The sequence below is a fragment of the Nonomuraea sp. NPDC050547 genome, from assembly GCF_044457345.1.
GTDB lineage: Bacteria > Actinomycetota > Actinomycetes > Streptosporangiales > Streptosporangiaceae > Nonomuraea.
Genome location: NZ_JBITGW010000010.1, coordinates 180,559 through 196,244, shown reverse-complemented (window position 1 = coordinate 196,244; position 15,686 = coordinate 180,559). Strand labels below are relative to the sequence as shown.

The window sequence follows — 15,686 nt, the reverse complement described above, 5'->3', positions numbered from 1 at the left end:
GGAGACGTACGCCAGGTGCGTCCGTTCTCGTTCGCCGAGCTCAGCCGGGCCGGGCGCGCACGCCGATGAGGCCGACCGCCCGCCCGGCACCGCCTCCCCCGCGACCCCCCGCGTCAGCCCGCTCGCGAGGTGCCGCCCCGGTCATTCGGCCGGTTGGCTCGACTCCGGTGTGGGCTCGTCGGTGGGCTGCTGGGTGCCCTGTCCGCTGACCATGACGTAGGTGGCGTCACCCTTGAGGTTCTGGTGGATCACCAGGGTCGCCGAGCCGCTCGATCCGGTGCTCGCCGGAGCGAACCACACCTTGAGCGTGCACTCGTCATCGGCGTCGAGAGCCTGGCCGGCGCAGGCGTTGTCGTGCTGGAAATCGCCGGGGTTGTCGCCCTCGAACTCGATGCCGGCGATTTTCAGCGTGGCCGTTCCCGTGCTCAGCACGCGCACTTCCTGCGCGCAGTCGCCGCCCTCGCAGGAAAAGGTCAGGGATTTCGGAGTCACGGCGATTCCAGGGGCTTTTTTCGGACCGCCTGGAACGCTCTCCCGAATCGTTTCGCGTTGCGTTTCCGAGCTTCCCCCGTCGCCGGAGGCCCAGGGCAGCGGCACCTGACGGGACGTGATCAGTGCGCCGGTGATCGTCGCCGCGGCGGCGATCAATGCCGCGGCGATCGCCACACCTCGGGTCGACATGATGCCCCTCCGAACGTCGCCACGAATCCGGCGGATTCAGTTTTCCGTCGTCGGCGGCGCGACGTCCGCAGGTTTGCCCGGCCGCGCCTCGATCGCATTCTCGCTTTTCGCCGGGGCCCGCGAATGAGTAGGCCCTACTCATTCCGCCGGGGACGCGCTTCGCGGTGGCGGGCGAACCACGCGCGCGACGACGGCGGCACGAAGAGCAGGACGATGACGGCGGCGCCGGCCAGCGCCATGACGGACGCGCCCGCGAGCACGGCGGGCGGCGCGCCCGTGCCCGTCAGCGCGTCGGCCAGCGTGGTGCCCCCGTAGAGGACGACGAAGGCGCCGAAGAAGGCGGCCAGGACGCGGGGGCCACGCCATCCCGGCCACAGCCCGCGCGCGATCGCCGCGCCGAGGAGGCCGAAGGCCCCCGGCAGTACGGCGCTGCGCGGCAGGCCGCCCGCGATCAGGAGGGCGCCGGTGCCGAGGAGCAGCGCGGCGACGACGCCGACGGCGACCACCGCGCCGATCACGGGCGCCGGGGGCATGGGTTCGCTCGTGACACCAACATGGCCGGGACGGGCAGGGGTGAAACCTGTTTCATGACCTGCTCCAGAACGAATGTTTACTCATGGAGTTGATCTTGTTAGTATCGGGTTTCTTATCGGTGATGATGGATTTTGACACCATAGACAGAATCCTCGGCGCGCCGCCCGCATATCCGGCATGGCGGGTGGCGCATATGGCCGCGAAGGCGGGGATATTGGCGACCTGGTTGTCCTCGGCGCAGGCCCGGGACATCGAGCTCACCGGCGCGGCGACGGCCTATCTGGAACGGGCCCGCCGCCGGGTCGCCGAGCTGGCCAGAGTGGGTGAGGAGCAGGCGGCGGCGCACGGGCTGACCGTGCTCAAAGGGCGCAGGATCGCCGTTCACATGCCCGGATGGATGCTGCGCCAATCCGGGGACGCCGACCTGGTCGCGCCCGACGAGGAGGCGCTGTGGCGCTGCGTCCTGGACCTGTCGGCGCGTTACGGCGCCCTCCCGCAGGGTGTCAGTGTCATGGACGGAGAATTCGGACGGCATATCTGCGTGGCCATGAAGTGGCCGGCCGAGGAGCCACATCTCGACAAACCGATGGGCGCCGACGTCTCCACCTGTGCGTTCACCGGCGACCTGAAGGGAGTTCCGGTAAGGGCCGTTCCACCTGAACACGATGATTTATGCGGGCTGTTCGCCGTGGCCGAGGAAAGGTTCCAGCGCAAATTCCGAATTAAGGACCTCCTCGACTTTTCCGTGCTCGCCGGCCTCGCCGAGCGACGCCTGGGCGACGCGCTGGTGAGCGTGGTCCGCGAGCACGCCGAGGCGCTCGCGCTCGCCCCCGAGCTGCGCGCGCTCATCAAGAAGACCGGCCCCTGGTCACCCCTCTCGCCGCGCTGGCGCGCGACCCTGGACGAACTGGGACCACCGGCCAAGGCCGAGAAGGCGCGCAGGCGGCCCGGCCGGGCGGGGGTCGCGCGGGTGCGGTACGGCTTCCCGCTGGACACCGTGCCGAGCCGCGCGATGAGGGCCACCGTCCACCGCGGGCCGGGCGGCGACGTGGCCACCACCCCGCTCGGCAGCTGCCTGCTCGTCGAGACCCCCGTGCTCACCGAGGACGTCGTGGCCGAAGCCCTCGGCCACGCACGGACACTCGCAGCAGAAGGAGGTGAATCCCATGCGTCACATCGTGACCGCTGAATTCAAGATCATGACCACCGGCACGGTCAAGCCCGGCAAGTAGCGCAACGGCGGGACGCTCCTCGGGCCGCTGGGGAGCGACCGCTCATCGTCACCCCTGGAGATCACGCATGACGGCAGGCTCCTACCCCTTCGGCCCACCCGACCTGCTGCGCCTGCACCCCCGTTTCGCGCAGTTGCGCGAAAGCGAGCCGCTCTCGCGGGTCCGGATGCCCTACGGCCGCGAAGGCTGGCTCGCGACCCGCTACGAGGACGTGCGCGCGATCATCTCCGACCCCCGCTTCAGCCGGGCGCGGGCGGCCGGCGCCGACGTGCCGCGCATGACGCCCCTGCCCGGTGGGGCCGGCTCCATGGCGATGATGGACGCCCCCGAGCACACCCGGATGCGCCGCCTGGTCTCCAAGGCGTTCTCCCTGCGGCGGATCGAGGAGCTGAGGCCCTCGGTGACCGCCCGCGCCGAGACGCTCCTGCGCGACCTGCGCCCACCCGCCGACCTCATGCGGGACTTCGGCGCGCCGCTGGCGCTGATGACGATCTGCGACATGCTCGGCGTCCCGTACGGCGAGCGCGACCGGTTCGGCGGCTGGGCGGAGGTCGTGGTGACCACCACCGCCTACACCGCCGAGGAGGTCGAGCGCGTCCTGGGCGAGTTCGCCCAATACCTGCTGGAACTGGTCGAGCGGCGGCGCGCCGTACCGAGGGACGACCTGCTGAGCGCGCTCGTGCACGCCCGCGACAGCGAGCGGCGGCTCAGCGAGCAGGAGCTGGTCACCTTCCTCGGCAGCTCGCTGACCACCGGCCAGGACAACGTGGCCAAGCAGGTCGGCAACATGGCCTACACGCTGCTGACCGAGCCCGGCCTCTACCGGAGCCTGGTCGAACGGCCCGGGGCGATCCCGGGGGCGGTCGAGGAACTGCTGCGCTACCTGGTCATCAGCCCCGGTCTCGGCATCGCCAGGATCGCCACCGAGGACGTCGAGATCGGCGGGCGGACCATCCGCGAGGGCGAGGCGGTGCTCGTCTCCTTCGCCTCGGCCAACCGCGACCCCGGCGCCTTCCCCGATCCCGATCAGATCGACGTGGAGCGCGAGGGCAGCGCGCACCTGACGTTCGGGCCGGGGCTGCACCACTGCCTGGCCGCCTCGCTGGTGCGGATGGAACTGCAGGAGGCGGTGCGGGCGCTCGTGCGCGGCTGTCCCGGTCTGCGGCTGGCCGTACCGGAGGAGGAGGTCGAGTGGCTGACCACGGCGATCACGATCGGACCGGTGCGGCTGCCGGTGCGGTGGTGAGCCTCTGGCGGCACGCCGACTTCGTGCGGCTGTGGTCGGCGAACACCGTCAGCCAGCTCGGCAGCCGCGCCGGCGCGATCGCCGTCCCGCTGGTGGCGGTCACCGCGCTGGCGGCCACGCCCCTGGAGATGGGGCTGCTCAACGCCGCGGGCACGGTCGGCGCGCTGCTGTTCGGGCTGCCCGCGGGCGCGTGGGTGGACCGGATGCGACGCCGGCGCGTCCTGCTCACCGCCGACGTCACGCGGGCGCTGCTGCTCCTGTCGATCCCCCTCGGGTACGCCGCCGGGGTGCTCACCGTCTGGCAGCTTCTGGCCGTCGCCCTGCTGGTGAGCATCGGGACGATCTTCTTCGACGTGGCCCATCTGGCGTACGTGCCGGCACTGGTCGAGCGCGAGCGGCTCATCGAGGCCAACGCCAAGCTGCAGGCCAGCTACTCCGTCGCGGTGGTGACCGGGCCCAGCCTCGGCGGCCTGATCGCCGGGCTGGCCGGCGCGGCCGCCACGGTGTCGGTCACCGCGGTGACGTTCCTGGCCTCGGCCGGGCTGCTGCGCCGTATCCGCACGCCCGACCCCGCGCCGGCGGGGGCGAGCAAGCGGGGGACGCCGGCCGACATCGGCGAGGGGCTGCGCTTCCTGCTGCGCGACCCGGCGCTGCGCGCGATCGGCTTCTGCACCGGCAGCGTCAACCTGTTCATGTCGATGGTCGCCGCGCTGCTGGTGCTGTTCCTGACGCGCGAGCTGGGGCTTTCGCCGGTGATGACCGGTCTGGTGGCCGCCGCGTCCGGCGCGGGCGGGGTGCTCGCGGCCGTGACCGTCAAGCGGTGGACGCGCGCGTTCGGCCCCACCCGCACGATCGTGCTGTCGCTGCTGCTCACCGAGCCGCTCGGCGTGCTGATGGCGCTGTCCTCGCGCGGCTGGGGGGTCGCGCTGTTCGTCTGCGGCTGGTTCGCCTGCGGGTACGGCGGGACGCTCTACAACATCGTCCAGGTCAGCTACCGCCAGAGCGCCTGCCCGGATCATCTGCTCGGCCGGGTGCAGGCGGCCAACCGGTTCCTGGCCTTCGCCATGGCCCCGGCCGGCGGGCTGCTGGGCGGCGCGCTGGGCACGTGGCTGGGCGTGCGGCCCACCATCCTGATCGGCGTCCTGGGCGCGGTCGCCTCGACGCTGTGGCTGATCCTGTCGCCGCTGCGGCGGGCGAGCGGCGCGCCGTCGGCCGCCTGAGACGGCTCACACGGCCGCGTCGCCGCCGTCCAGGACCAGGTCGGCGCCGGTCATCCAGGACGACTCGTCCGAGGCCAGGAAGACGGCGGCGCCGGCGAAGTCGGCCGGGCGTCCTGGCCGGCCCAGCGGGATGTCCTTGCTGCGCTCGTGCCACAGGTCGGGGTCGTCACGCCACTGCGGGGAGTTGGCCTTGGTGGCGGTCAGGCCGGGAGAGATCGTGTTGACCCGGATGCCGTACCGCGCCAGCTCGTACGCGGTGCTGCGCGTCAGCATCGACAGCCCGGCCTTGCTGGACTGGTAGTGGGCCATCGCGCTGACCGCCTTGAAGGCGCTGATCGAGCTGATGTTGATGACGCTGCCCGGTGCGCCCTCCTCGCGCAGCCGCGCGGCGAAGGCCTGGGTGGCGAAGAACGGGAAGCGCAGGTTGACCGCCATCACCCGCTCGTACTCCTCCGGCGTGAGGTCCAGGAACCCGGTCCTGGTCATCGTGGCGGCGTTGTTCACCAGGACGTCGGCGACCCCCAGCGCGCGGCCCGCCGCCTCCATCAGCTTCCGGACGCCGTCGGGGTCGGCGCCGTCCAGCAGCATGTAGTGCGCCCGCACGCCGTACCCGCGCAGCTCGGCGAGGGTGTCACGGGCCGCGTCCTCGTCGCGCAGGGCGGTGAGGAACACCTCGCAGCCCTCGCGGGCGAAGGCCACGGCGATGGCCCGCCCGATGCCGTTGGCGCCGCCGGTGACGATGGCCCGCCGCCCCTTCAACCTGTCCATGTGCCCGCCCATCCGCTGTAGAAGATCGTTTGACGACACCCTAGCCGTCCGGAACCCCGACAACAAGAATTGTCTTGACAAAAGTTTTTGTCGGCGAAATGCTCGGGGACATGAACAGAACCCTTCTGATGTGCGGCGTCCTGGCCGGTCCCCTCTACGTCCTGGTCTCCCTGGCCCAGGCCCTCACCCGCGAGCCGTTCGACCTCACCCGCCACGCCGCCAGCCTGCTGAGCAACGGCGACCTCGGCTGGATCCAGATCGCCAACTTCGTGATCACGGGGGTGCTCGTCATCGCCTTCTCGTACGCGCTCGAGCGGCCCTGGGCCCCCTGGCTCATCCGCGCCTACGGCCTCGGCCTCATCGGCGCCGGAGCGTTCGCCGCCGACCCCGCGCTCGGCTTCCCCGCCGGCACCCCCGACGGCCCGCCCGCCGCCATCACCTGGCACGGCATGCTGCACTTCGTCGCGGGCGGCGTCGGCTTCCTGTGCATGATCGCCGCCTGCCTGCTCCACGCCCGCCGCCACGCCGCCGAACGCCGGACCGGCTGGGCCCTCTTCTCCGCGCTGACCGGCGTGCTGTTCCTCGCCGCCTTCGCCGGCATCGCCTCCGGCAACTCCTCCGCCCTGGTCAACGTGGCCTTCGCGCTGGCCGTGGTGCTGTCGTGGTCCTGGATCGCCGCCACCGGCCTGCGCTTCCTGCGCGAGGCCCGGTGAGCCCCGCCGCGCCACCGGCACGGCGGGGCTCCGGGGGTCAGACCGAGTACCTGCAGAGCAGCGCCTGGCTCACCCCCTGGGAGTAGCCGATGAAGTTCCACGTCGGGTGGAAGTACACGCAGGCCTGGCTCGGGTTGCCCGCCCCCGTGAAGACCAGGCCCGGCGTGCCGAAGCGGTAGCAGTTCAGCCAGCCGTTGTAGAAGCCGATGCCCGAGGTGGGGTTGACCTGGGCGGCGCAGTACCCGCCAAGGGTCAGCGGGCTGAAGACGTCCTCGACGACGGCGGTGGCGTGGGCCTGGGCGGGGGCGGCGGACAGGGCGAGAAGCGCTGCGGAGGCGAGCACGGCGAGACGACGGAGCATGGAACCTCCATGTACCAGGGGGATGGTGCTTGATCGCAGTATTAAATAGGAAACTTTCCTATGCAATAGAGGATTTTCCGGATGCACCGGCGCCTCGGCACGACCTCGACCAGAATGGGACACCGGGCGTTCACGGACGGTGTCTACTCTCGGGTTTCGACACCCCCGGCCAGGAAAGGGTCACACCGATGAAGAGACGCAACTTCCTGCGTGCCTCGGTTCTCGGCGCCGGCGCCATGGCGCTGCCCTTCACCCTCTGGGAAGGCACGGCGCTGGCCGCGCCCGCCCAGAACGCGCCCAGCCCCTACGGCCCGCTGGGCTCCGCGGACGCCAACGGCATCCTGCTGCCCGCCGGCTTCACCGGCCAGGTGATCGCCCGCTCCGGCCAGACGGTCCCCGGTACGTCCTTGACCTGGCACAACGCCCCCGACGGCGGCGCCTGCTTCGCCGACGGCGCGGGCTGGATCTACGTCTCCAACTCCGAGATCAACCCCGGCGGCGGCGCGTCGGCCATCCGCTTCACCTCCTCCGGAGCCGTGCAGTCGGCCCAGCGCATCCTCACCGGCACCCGGCAGAACTGCGCGGGCGGCAAGACGCCGTGGAACACCTGGCTGTCGTGCGAGGAGGTGAGCCGCGGGTTCGTCTACGAGACCTATCCCTTCGGCGGCGCCGCCGTACAGCGGGCCGCCATGGGGCGGTTCAAGCACGAGGCCGCCGCCGCCGACCCGGTCCGCCGGGTGATCTACCTGACCGAGGACGAGAGCAACGGCAGGTTCTACCGCTTCGTCCCCTCGACCTGGGGCGACCTGTCCGGCGGCACCCTGCAGGTGCTCGTCGCCGGCTCTTCCACCTCGGGCTCCTTCAGCTGGGCGAACGTCCCCGACCCCGACGGCTCCCCCACCGCCACCCGCAGCCAGGTCTCCGGCTCCAAGTCCTTCAACGGCGGCGAAGGCTGCCACTACGCCGACGACACCGTCTGGTTCACCACCAAGGGCGACAACCGGCTCTGGCAGCTCAACCTGGCGAACAACACCTACGAGCTGGCCTACGACGACAGCCTGGTCAGCCCCGGCAGCCCGCCCCTGACCGGCGTCGACAACGTGACCGGCTCGACCGGCGGCGACCTGTACGTGGCCGAGGACGGCGGCAACATGGAGATCTGCATGATCACCCCGAACGACCAGATCTCGGTGTTCCTGCGCATCAGCGGCCAGGGCTCGTCGGAGATCACCGGCCCGGCGTTCAACCCCGCGGGCGACCGCCTGTACTTCTCCTCCCAGCGCGGCACCAGCGGCTCCTCCTCCGGCGGCATCACCTACTGCGTGACCGGCCCGTTCCGCCCCTGACCCGTCTTCGGCGCTCACCCGGACGATGACGCGGCCGATGTGCCGGCCGAACGGCACATCGGCCGCGCCGGTCGAACGGCAAGCCGCGGCGGTCGATCCGCCGCAACTGCCCGCTCCTGCCCGCGACCCCTTCAGAGCCCTTCCGCGCCGCGGGTTCAGTCGTCCATGGCCTCGGACAGGGCGGGGTCCAGAGTTTCGAGCCGTTCGCGCAGGTAGAGCGGCACTCCGGTGAGCCGCAACTCGGTACGCTGCCGCAGCGTGACCAGGGCGGCCAGCCCGTCGGAGTCCCACGGACCGGCCTCGGTCAGGTCCAGCACGAGGCTCGGCAGGCTCCGCGCCCGCTCCAGCAGTTCCAGCGCCGCGCCGTGGTCGAACAGGCCGGACAGGCGCAGCACCGCGCGTCCGTGGTCATGCTCCGGCAGGATCGTCGCGGGACGCTCGGCGGCCTCGCCGGGAAGCGCCATGGCGATGGTGGTGTGCGTTCCGCCGGGGCCCGTGGACACCGTCTGCTCGTCAGCCAGCGTGCGCACGATCCAGAGCCCGTGGCCGTGCCTGCGGGGCCACGGCTCGCCGGGCAGGTCGTCCTCGCCCCGGCCGGGGTCGCCGACCCGGCACCACACCATCCCGTCCCGTGCCCAGAGCGTCACCGTGCCGTGCCCGGATCCGTGGCGCACGGCGTTCATGGCCAGTTCGTGCACGGCGATGACCAGGTCGGCGGCGCGGCCGTGCGGCAGCCCCACGTCGGTGGCGTGCGCCTCCACACTGGCTCTGAGCGCGTAGAGGGAGCCGCCGTCGAAATCCATCGCGAGCAGGATCTCACCGCCGCCGGGCGGATCGACGGCGGGATCGGTGCGGGGCGGCCGCTCCGCACCGGTGGGCGGGTCCAGGGGCTGGTCACCGTTCATCGGCGGTTTCCACCGTAGCACCGGCGATGTCCGAAGCGCCGAGCAGCACGAAGCGCGCGGTGATCGCCGGATGGCAGCGCAGCACCACCTTGCGGTCCGGGCAGATGCTGCGCGCGCAGTCGAGGATCATCCGCGTGCAGGCGACGTCGATGAAGGTCAGCTCGGCCATGTTGACGGTGACGTCGGCGTCGCCGCGGATGACCTCCGCCAGCGCCAGGGCCAGGGACTCCCCCGCCGTGGAGTCGATCTGCCCGGCCAGCCGGATGCCCGGCGGCGCGTACTGCCGGCAGATGCGCAGCAGCGGATCGTCGTGGTAGGTGGCGGCGGCGACCGAGCGTGTGTGGAAGGCCGACACCGACGCGAGCGTGACCGGGTCGAAGCGCTCGCGGTCGTACTGGCACAGCACCGACACGCGGGTGCCCGCCAGCGTCTCGGCGATCTGCCGCTCGAAGGCGGGCAGCTGCTCGACGCCCTGGATCGGGCTCAGCGCCCAGCCCATGTCGATCGCCACGCGCAGGCCGCGATGCGCCCGCTCGGCCTCGTCGCGCTGGGCGCGCAGCCACCGCATGGCGTCCTCCAGCGCGAACTGCCGGCCGGACAGCAGCCCGTCCTGCCAGGCCACGATCCGCATCCGCCCGCTCTCGCCGGTGTGCCGGACCGCGAGGCCGCGCCGGTCGAGCTCGGCGCGGGCCGCCTGCGGCTCCTCGCTCAGCCACACCACCCGCAGCCCTTCCGCCAGCCCGTCGCGGATGTAGGCGGCGGTCAGGTCGAGGTACTCCTCGCGCTCGCCGAACGTGAGGCACGCGTGGTCGTCCAGTGTCAGATCCGTGATCTGCGAGTCCGCGTCTATCGACCCCACCCACTCCTGTCGGGGCGCGTGCCGCGCATGCCACGCGGACGTGCCGGGCTCAGCCTAGGGCAAGGCCGGACCGGGGCCCGTCACGCCGGGCCCCGGTCCGGTGGCGGGAGGTGCGGTCACCAGCGGTCGGTGCCGTCAGGCTCCCCCTCCACGTCGCCGTCCGCCTCGATGCGCTCCTTGCGCACCTGGCCGGAGACGGTCTCGTCCTCGGTGACCTCCTCCTTGGCCAGCCGTACCCGCTCGACCGGGACGGCCTCGGTGTCCACGACGGCCCGCTCGGCGTGCAGCGTGACCTCGTGCTCGGCCTCGGTGATGTCCTGGCCGCGCATCGCCGCGTCGCGATTGGCCTCGGTGATGGGCTCGCGCTCGACGCGGACCTCCTCGTGGCTGACCGGCACGGTCACCTGCTCCTCCTGGGTGACGACGTACTTGCGCAGCCGGGCGTGGCCGCTCTCGTAGCGCTCGGTGCCCACCCGCAGGTGCTCCTCCGAGCGGGTCATCGCGTCCTCGGACGCCATGTCCGTGTGGGCGTCCACGTCGGAGCGGGCGCCCATGTCCGTGCGGGCGGCTGTGTCGGTGCGGGCGTCGGGGCTGCCGGGCTGCCCGGGTACGAGCGGCGGGCGCCGGCCGTCGCCCCACTCGACGCCGTAGTGGCGGTAGAGCTCGCGTTCCTCCCCCTCTGACAACCGGCCGCCGGCCTCGACGTCGACCCTCGGCGCGTCCTTGATCTGGTCCTTGCCGAATCCCGCTTCGACCCGGTCACCGATCATTCTGACCGCGCGCAGCGGTACGAACGACTCGTGCATGCCGAACCACCCGGTCTTGACCGTGAGCCACTCCGGGTCTCCGGACGTGTCGTCCACATAGATGGTCTTCACCTCCCCCACGCGGTCGCCGTCGCTGTCGTAGAGCGTGTGTCCGATCAGGTCGTGGATCTGCTCTTGCGTAATCACGTGAGAAACCCCCGATTCGCTTTTCTGGTTCGCTGCCCGCAGCCGGGGGGCCTATCGGGGGTTGCCCGAATGCCGAACCAACCCTTACCGGGGCTCACATCACGCGAACCGGGCGAACGGCCCCCCACAGCGCCGACCGCGGCACTCTCGCCCCAGGCGTCTCACATACCTGGTCAGGAGGCCGGCATGACCGTCGCTTGCACCAGGCGCCGATTGCATGGAAAGCGGCCGAATGTGGATCTACCCCGCCCCCCGGAGGACGGCGGCGCGCGCAGTTGCGCCCGGTGACTTGACCTGACCCCTTCCCAGCATTCATGATAATCCCGACCGATATAGCAGGAAAAGCGGGAAAGGCGGATGCGGTGCGATCACTCATCCTGCTGGGCCTGGTCGGCCTGGCCGCGCAGCTCGTCGACGGCAGCCTGGGCATGGCCTACGGCGTCACCTCCACCACATTGCTGCTGGCCATCGGCACCAACGCCGCCGCCGCGTCAGCGACCGTCCACCTGGCCGAGATCGGTACCACGCTGGCCTCCGGCATCTCTCACTGGCGCTTCGGCAACGTCGACTGGAAGGTCGTCGCCAAGATCGGCATCCCGGGCGCGATCGGCGCCTTCGCCGGAGCCACGTTCCTGTCGAGCCTGTCCACCGAGCTCGCCGCCCCGATCATGTCGGTCATCCTGCTGACGCTCGGCGTCTACATCCTCATCCGCTTCACCGCGTTCGGCCTGCCGCGCGGCAACCTGGGCAAGCCGCTGCGCAAGCGCTTCCTCGGCCCGCTCGGCCTGGTCGCCGGGTTCGTGGACGCCACCGGCGGCGGCGGCTGGGGACCCGTCGGCACCCCCGCGATCCTGGCCAGCGGCCGCATCCCGCCGCGCAAGGTGATCGGCTCGATCGACGCCAGCGAGTTCCTGGTCGCCATCGCGGCCAGCATCGGCTTCCTGGTCGGCATCGGCTCGGAGAACATCAACTTCGCCTGGGTCGGCGTCCTGCTGCTCGGCGGCGTGATCGCCGCACCCATCGCCGCCTGGCTGGTGCGCCACATCCCGCCGCGCATCCTGGGCTCGGCGGTCGGCGGTGTGATCATCCTGACGAACGTGCGTACCCTGCTGCGCAGCGACTGGATCGACGCGCCCGGCAACGTCCAGGCCATCGCCTACGTCCTCATCGCGCTGCTCTGGGTCGGCGCCATCGTCTACTCGGTACGCGAGTACCGCCGCGACAAGGCGAACGAGTCGGTGGAAGCCGTCGACTCCGAGCTGGACCGGCAGGAGGAGCCCACCCCGGCCTGAGCCGCCCGTGAATCGCCTGCGATGCCCCCGGCCGCGAGCCGGGGGCATCGCGCTTTTCCGAAGGAGTGTCCCCTTGAGAGCAGCTCACCGCCGCGGGGAACGCTGATGCGGATCTCCGCCAGAACCCAGTACGCGCTGCGCGCCATGTGCGCCCTGGCCACCGCCCCGGCCCCGGTGCACGCCCACCAGATCGCCGCCGGCCAGGACATCCCGCGCCGCTTCTGCGACAGCATCCTGCTGCACCTGCGCCGGGCCGGGCTCATCCGCAGCCGGCGCGGCCCCGAGGGCGGCTACTGGCTGGCCCGCCCGGCCGGGGACATCACTCTGGCCGACGTGATCGCCGTGACGGAGGGGGCCGAGCCGCCCGCCGCCCGCTTCCCCGGCGCCGCCGCCCCGCTGGCCGAGGTGTGGAAGCGGCTGGACGGCTACGAGGCGGCGCTGCTGGGCGAGGTCACGCTGGCCGACGTCACCACGCGGCCTTCCCGCTCCTGACGTACGGCCGGATCTTGACGAAGTACACCACCGCGCCCCAGGCCAGGGCCAGCAGCAGGAAGATCAGCGCGATCCGGCCGTTGCCCGACGCCGCCGACTCGCTCCTGGCGACGTACTCGGCGGCGGTGTAGACGGGCTTGCCGTCGACCACGGCCCCGACCGCGTGGATCCGGTTGGTCCCGTCGGGGTAGCGGGTGGCCGAGGTGAAGGCCTCCTCGGCGTCCTCGAGGATCTCCAGGCGTACGCGCATGCCCGCCGTGACCCCGCCCGCCGGAGTCGTGTCCAACCGGAACGAGACGTTCTGCGGGCGGCCGGTCAGCGTGAGCAGGTAGTCGACGCGGGTGGACTGGCGGTTGCCGGTGCCGGTCTGGGTCCTGGAGACGTCGAAGGCGGCGACGGTTCCCTCGATCACGTTGACCTCGGCCATGGTGAAGTCCGGTTCGCTCTTGCCGCCCCTGTCGTTGAAGAAGATCGCGAAGCCCAGCAGGACCAGAGCGGGCATGACCCACCGGATGATCGCTTTCACCGGCTGACTATCTCACATCCGCGAACATCCGCTCGATCCCATCCAAAGCGATCGTCAGCTTGCCGGCGAACCACTCCTCATGGCCGGGACCGGCGGCCCGGGTGATGACCTCCAGCACCCGGGGGTCGAAGTTGCCGGTCCAGGCGCGCGGCGGCTCGCGGTCGCCCTCCAACGCGCCGGCCAGCATGAAGTCCCGCGACAGGACGGTGTTGCAGGCCAGGTCCAGGACGAAGTCGACGGCGAGCGTGGCCTTGTCCGGCGACAGCCCCTGCTTGATCAGGTCGAGGCACAGCCGGTTGAACGCGACGATGAGCTCGTCGTTGGCCAGCAGGCGCCTGCCCGCCGCCATCATGAGGCCCGGGTTGTCGCGCAGGATGCCCCAGACCGTCCAGGCGGCGCCTTCCAGCAGGTCGCGCCAGTGCGCGCCCCCGGCCGGCCAGGCGGCCTGCCTGATCAGCAGCGTCACGCCGGTGTCGACGAGGTCGTCCTGGCCGCCGATGTGACGGTAGAGGGTCGCCTGGTTGACCCCGAGCCGCTGGGCGATCGCGCTCACGGACAGCTCGACGAACCCGTGCTCGACGACGGCCCTGGCCACGGCCTCCCGGTCGACCACCCGGGGGCGGCCGCCCTTTCTGGTCGGTTCGCGCATGGGTCCAGTATGGCGGTTTTGCGAATGCCGTTGCAAAACAGCGTGAGCCGCCACTACGGTAAGGCTTACCTAAGTCCTCCGAGGAGTGCCATGGCGCGGCTACGCGTGCTCTACCTGAGCGTCTTCATCATCTTCCTGGGCCAGCAGACCCTGAACCCGCTGATCGCGCCGCTGGCCCGCGAGGTCGGCCTGGCCGACTGGCAGGTCGGCGTCATGATCAGCACCTCGGCCGTCGTCGTCGTGCTCACCAGCCAGTTCTGGGGCCGCAAGTCCGCCCAGTGGGGCCGCAAGCCGGTGCTGGTCGGCGCCCTGACCGGGGCAACGGCGGCGATGCTGGCCTTCGCCGTCCTCGCGCACCTCGGGATCGCCGCGCTGCTCTCGGGCGCGCTGCTGTTCGGCCTGTTCGTGCTGACCAGGGGGGTGCTGTTCGGCGTCGCGTTCGCCGCGGTGCCGCCCACCGCCCAGGCGTACGCCGCCGACGCCACCGAGACCGAGCGCGACCGCCTGGCCGCGATGGCGGCGATCGGGGCCGCCCAGGGCATCGCGATGATCGCGGGAGCGGGCGTGGGCGGGCTGCTCGGCGGCTTCGGGATGCTGACCCCGCTCTACGCCGTCCCGCTGATCCTCGCGGTGGGCGCCGTGCTCGTCGCGGTGCTGGTCAAGCCGCAGGACGCCCGCGAGCTCGTGGCCGCGCCGCCCCGCGTGCGCCCGCTGGACCGGCGGGTGTGGCCGTACCTGCTGACAGGGTTCGGGATGTTCACCGCGCTCGGTTTCGTGCAGATCCTCATCGGCTTCCTGCTCCAGGACCGCAACGGCCTGTCGGCCACCCAGACCGCGGGCGCCACGGGCGGCACCCTGCTCGCGGCGGGGGTCGGCATGCTGCTCGCGCAGGTGGTCATCGTGCCCAGGGTCGGCTGGCCCGCGCGGCGGCTGATGCGCGCCGGCGCCCTGGTCGCGCTGGGCGGCCTGGTGCTGCTGCTGCCGGACCTCGGCCTGCCGGTGTTCGTCGCGGCCGTGCTGATCATCGGACTCGGGCTCGGGCTGGCCATCCCCGGCTACACGGCGGGCCCGACGTTCGCGATGACGAAGGAGGAGCAGGGCGGCCTGGCCGGGGTGGTGGCCGCGAACAACGCGCTCACGTTCGTCCTCGCGCCCACCCTCGCCACCTCCCTGTACGCGCTGTCGCCCCTGGTCCCGCTCGTCACCGCCGTCGCCATCATGGGCCTGGTGATCGTGCTGCTCTACACCCACCCGCTCCTGCGGCGGGACGGCGCCCGGCCCGAGCGGCCCGCCGAGGCGCGGCAGGGATAGGGTGGCTGGCCGACGACCGGGAGTGAGGGGACACGGTGGCTCGGACCAGGCCGGCGGGACAGCGGCGCGCGCAGTTGCTCGACGCGGCGGAGGCGCTCGTGCTCAGGGCCGGAGTCGAGTCGCTGACGGTCGATGACGTCACCGCCGGGGCCGGAGTCGCGAAGGGCACCTTCTACCTGCACTTCTCCAGCAAGGACGACCTGGTCGGCGCGCTCAGGGACCGGTACGTGGAGCGGTTCGCCGCCCGGCAGATCCAGATCGCGGGCTCGGCGGACGGGGTCGAGCGGGTCGAGCGGTGGATGCTGGCCGGCATCGCGGAGTATCTCGGCGACCTCCGGCTGCACGACGTGCTGTTCCACAGCTCCGCCCGGCCGGAGCGGCCCGGACCCAACCCGGCCGTCGACGCGATCGTCGCGCTGCTGGCCGAGGCCGGCGTGGCCGTGCCCGATCCGGGGGCGACGGCGATCGTGCTCTACCACGTGATGCACGGCAGTGCCGACCACGTCTACCACTTCCCCGCCGACCGGGACCGGCTGATGGCCGAGGCCGCGCGCCTGTGCCGCGCCCTCGTCACGATCTAGGCCTTCACCGGCGCGAC

18 protein-coding genes are annotated in these 15,686 nt (G+C 71.7%); 9 read left to right on the top strand and 9 right to left on the bottom strand.

What is annotated here, in order from left to right:
- Window positions 1–141 precede the first annotated feature (141 nt).
- Entirely contained in the window at window positions 142–666 is a 525-nt protein-coding gene (locus tag ACIBHY_RS25645) for a choice-of-anchor D domain-containing protein (RefSeq protein ID WP_397251134.1), read from the bottom strand.
- Between the two features lie 149 nt (window positions 667–815).
- Window positions 816–1,214 carry a hypothetical protein gene (locus ACIBHY_RS25640; protein WP_397307901.1) on the bottom strand — a complete coding sequence of 133 codons (399 nt, stop codon included), beginning with the start codon at window positions 1,212–1,214 and terminating at the stop codon, window positions 816–818.
- A gap of 83 nt (window positions 1,215–1,297) precedes the next feature.
- Between ACIBHY_RS25640 and ACIBHY_RS25635 the strand changes: the two genes are divergently transcribed.
- The 3 genes from ACIBHY_RS25635 (at window position 1,298) to ACIBHY_RS25625 (ending at window position 4,913) form a co-directional block, all read left to right on the top strand.
- Window positions 1,298–2,404: a hypothetical protein gene (locus ACIBHY_RS25635; RefSeq protein ID WP_397307900.1), complete on the top strand. Its 1,107-nt coding sequence runs from the start codon at window positions 1,298–1,300 to the stop codon at window positions 2,402–2,404.
- Window positions 2,405–2,514: 110 nt separating this feature from the next.
- A complete protein-coding gene (locus tag ACIBHY_RS25630; protein ID WP_397251140.1) occupies window positions 2,515–3,693 on the top strand; it encodes a cytochrome P450 in 1,179 nt (392 codons plus the stop codon).
- The gene (locus ACIBHY_RS25625) at window positions 3,690–4,913 is read left to right on the top strand and encodes an MFS transporter (RefSeq protein ID WP_397307899.1); all 1,224 of its coding nucleotides are present in this window, start codon (window positions 3,690–3,692) and stop codon (window positions 4,911–4,913) included. The genes ACIBHY_RS25630 and ACIBHY_RS25625 overlap by 4 nt, the downstream gene beginning before the upstream one ends.
- Window positions 4,914–4,919: 6 nt before the next feature.
- Here ACIBHY_RS25625 and ACIBHY_RS25620 read toward each other — a convergent pair whose 3' ends face one another.
- Window positions 4,920–5,681 carry an SDR family NAD(P)-dependent oxidoreductase gene (locus ACIBHY_RS25620; protein WP_397307898.1) on the bottom strand — a complete coding sequence of 254 codons (762 nt, stop codon included), beginning with the start codon at window positions 5,679–5,681 and terminating at the stop codon, window positions 4,920–4,922.
- 110 nt (window positions 5,682–5,791) lie between these two features.
- On the opposite strand from ACIBHY_RS25620, the gene ACIBHY_RS25615 reads away from it, so the two are divergent.
- A complete protein-coding gene (locus tag ACIBHY_RS25615) occupies window positions 5,792–6,394 on the top strand; it encodes a DUF998 domain-containing protein (protein WP_397307897.1) in 603 nt (200 codons plus the stop codon).
- 37 nt (window positions 6,395–6,431) lie between these two features.
- On the opposite strand, the gene ACIBHY_RS25610 is transcribed toward ACIBHY_RS25615, so the two are convergent.
- A complete protein-coding gene (locus tag ACIBHY_RS25610) occupies window positions 6,432–6,755 on the bottom strand; it encodes a hypothetical protein (protein ID WP_397251148.1) in 324 nt (107 codons plus the stop codon).
- 188 nt (window positions 6,756–6,943) lie between these two features.
- On the opposite strand from ACIBHY_RS25610, the gene ACIBHY_RS25605 reads away from it, so the two are divergent.
- Window positions 6,944–8,101: an alkaline phosphatase PhoX gene (locus ACIBHY_RS25605; RefSeq protein ID WP_397307896.1), complete on the top strand. Its 1,158-nt coding sequence runs from the start codon at window positions 6,944–6,946 to the stop codon at window positions 8,099–8,101.
- Between the two features lie 155 nt (window positions 8,102–8,256).
- Here ACIBHY_RS25605 and ACIBHY_RS25600 read toward each other — a convergent pair whose 3' ends face one another.
- The 3 genes from ACIBHY_RS25600 to ACIBHY_RS25590 all read right to left on the bottom strand — a co-directional run bounded on the left by ACIBHY_RS25600 (window position 8,257) and on the right by ACIBHY_RS25590 (window position 10,818).
- The gene (locus tag ACIBHY_RS25600; RefSeq protein ID WP_397251152.1) at window positions 8,257–9,006 is read right to left on the bottom strand and encodes an ATP-binding protein; all 750 of its coding nucleotides are present in this window, start codon (window positions 9,004–9,006) and stop codon (window positions 8,257–8,259) included.
- Complete coding sequence (locus ACIBHY_RS25595; RefSeq protein WP_397251154.1) at window positions 8,996–9,865, bottom strand: MEDS domain-containing protein; 870 nt, start codon at window positions 9,863–9,865, stop codon at window positions 8,996–8,998. The genes ACIBHY_RS25600 and ACIBHY_RS25595 overlap by 11 nt, the downstream gene beginning before the upstream one ends.
- 116 nt (window positions 9,866–9,981) lie before the next feature.
- The gene (locus ACIBHY_RS25590; RefSeq protein ID WP_397307895.1) at window positions 9,982–10,818 is read right to left on the bottom strand and encodes a PRC and DUF2382 domain-containing protein; all 837 of its coding nucleotides are present in this window, start codon (window positions 10,816–10,818) and stop codon (window positions 9,982–9,984) included.
- 362 nt (window positions 10,819–11,180) lie between these two features.
- Here ACIBHY_RS25590 and ACIBHY_RS25585 point away from each other — a divergent pair, with 362 nt between their 5' ends.
- Together ACIBHY_RS25585 and ACIBHY_RS25580 are read left to right on the top strand one after the other, a co-directional pair.
- Entirely contained in the window at window positions 11,181–12,110 is a 930-nt protein-coding gene (locus ACIBHY_RS25585) for a sulfite exporter TauE/SafE family protein (RefSeq protein WP_397307894.1), read from the top strand.
- Window positions 12,111–12,215: 105 nt separating this feature from the next.
- A complete protein-coding gene (locus ACIBHY_RS25580) occupies window positions 12,216–12,602 on the top strand; it encodes an RrF2 family transcriptional regulator (protein ID WP_397307893.1) in 387 nt (128 codons plus the stop codon).
- On the opposite strand, the gene ACIBHY_RS25575 is transcribed toward ACIBHY_RS25580, so the two are convergent.
- Together ACIBHY_RS25575 and ACIBHY_RS25570 are read right to left on the bottom strand one after the other, a co-directional pair.
- The gene (locus ACIBHY_RS25575; RefSeq protein WP_397307892.1) at window positions 12,577–13,128 is read right to left on the bottom strand and encodes a hypothetical protein; all 552 of its coding nucleotides are present in this window, start codon (window positions 13,126–13,128) and stop codon (window positions 12,577–12,579) included. The genes ACIBHY_RS25580 and ACIBHY_RS25575 overlap by 26 nt on opposite strands.
- 7 nt (window positions 13,129–13,135) lie before the next feature.
- Entirely contained in the window at window positions 13,136–13,777 is a 642-nt protein-coding gene (locus tag ACIBHY_RS25570) for a TetR/AcrR family transcriptional regulator (RefSeq protein ID WP_397307891.1), read from the bottom strand.
- Window positions 13,778–13,867: 90 nt separating this feature from the next.
- Between ACIBHY_RS25570 and ACIBHY_RS25565 the strand changes: the two genes are divergently transcribed.
- Complete coding sequence (locus ACIBHY_RS25565) at window positions 13,868–15,088, top strand: MFS transporter (protein WP_397307890.1); 1,221 nt, start codon at window positions 13,868–13,870, stop codon at window positions 15,086–15,088.
- A gap of 35 nt (window positions 15,089–15,123) precedes the next feature.
- A complete protein-coding gene (locus ACIBHY_RS25560) occupies window positions 15,124–15,669 on the top strand; it encodes a TetR/AcrR family transcriptional regulator (RefSeq protein ID WP_397251168.1) in 546 nt (181 codons plus the stop codon).
- The last annotated feature ends 17 nt before the right edge of the window (window positions 15,670–15,686 follow it).

What these genes read in the sequence shown, in the direction of transcription:
- ACIBHY_RS25580 (WP_397307893.1), top strand. Translation starts at nt 12,216, where the DNA reads ATGCGGATCTCCGCCAGAACCCAGTACGCGCTGCGCGCCATGTGCGCC.
- ACIBHY_RS25565 (WP_397307890.1), top strand. Translation starts at nt 13,868, where the DNA reads ATGGCGCGGCTACGCGTGCTCTACCTGAGCGTCTTCATCATCTTCCTG.
- ACIBHY_RS25615 (WP_397307897.1), top strand. Translation starts at nt 5,792, where the DNA reads ATGAACAGAACCCTTCTGATGTGCGGCGTCCTGGCCGGTCCCCTCTAC.
- ACIBHY_RS25600 (WP_397251152.1), bottom strand. Translation starts at nt 9,006, where the DNA reads ATGAACGGTGACCAGCCCCTGGACCCGCCCACCGGTGCGGAGCGGCCG.
- ACIBHY_RS25620 (WP_397307898.1), bottom strand. Translation starts at nt 5,681, where the DNA reads ATGGACAGGTTGAAGGGGCGGCGGGCCATCGTCACCGGCGGCGCCAAC.
- ACIBHY_RS25640 (WP_397307901.1), bottom strand. Translation starts at nt 1,214, where the DNA reads ATGCCCCCGGCGCCCGTGATCGGCGCGGTGGTCGCCGTCGGCGTCGTC.
- ACIBHY_RS25635 (WP_397307900.1), top strand. Translation starts at nt 1,298, where the DNA reads ATGGAGTTGATCTTGTTAGTATCGGGTTTCTTATCGGTGATGATGGAT.
- ACIBHY_RS25570 (WP_397307891.1), bottom strand. Translation starts at nt 13,777, where the DNA reads ATGCGCGAACCGACCAGAAAGGGCGGCCGCCCCCGGGTGGTCGACCGG.
- ACIBHY_RS25605 (WP_397307896.1), top strand. Translation starts at nt 6,944, where the DNA reads ATGAAGAGACGCAACTTCCTGCGTGCCTCGGTTCTCGGCGCCGGCGCC.
- ACIBHY_RS25610 (WP_397251148.1), bottom strand. Translation starts at nt 6,755, where the DNA reads ATGCTCCGTCGTCTCGCCGTGCTCGCCTCCGCAGCGCTTCTCGCCCTG.
- ACIBHY_RS25630 (WP_397251140.1), top strand. Translation starts at nt 2,515, where the DNA reads ATGACGGCAGGCTCCTACCCCTTCGGCCCACCCGACCTGCTGCGCCTG.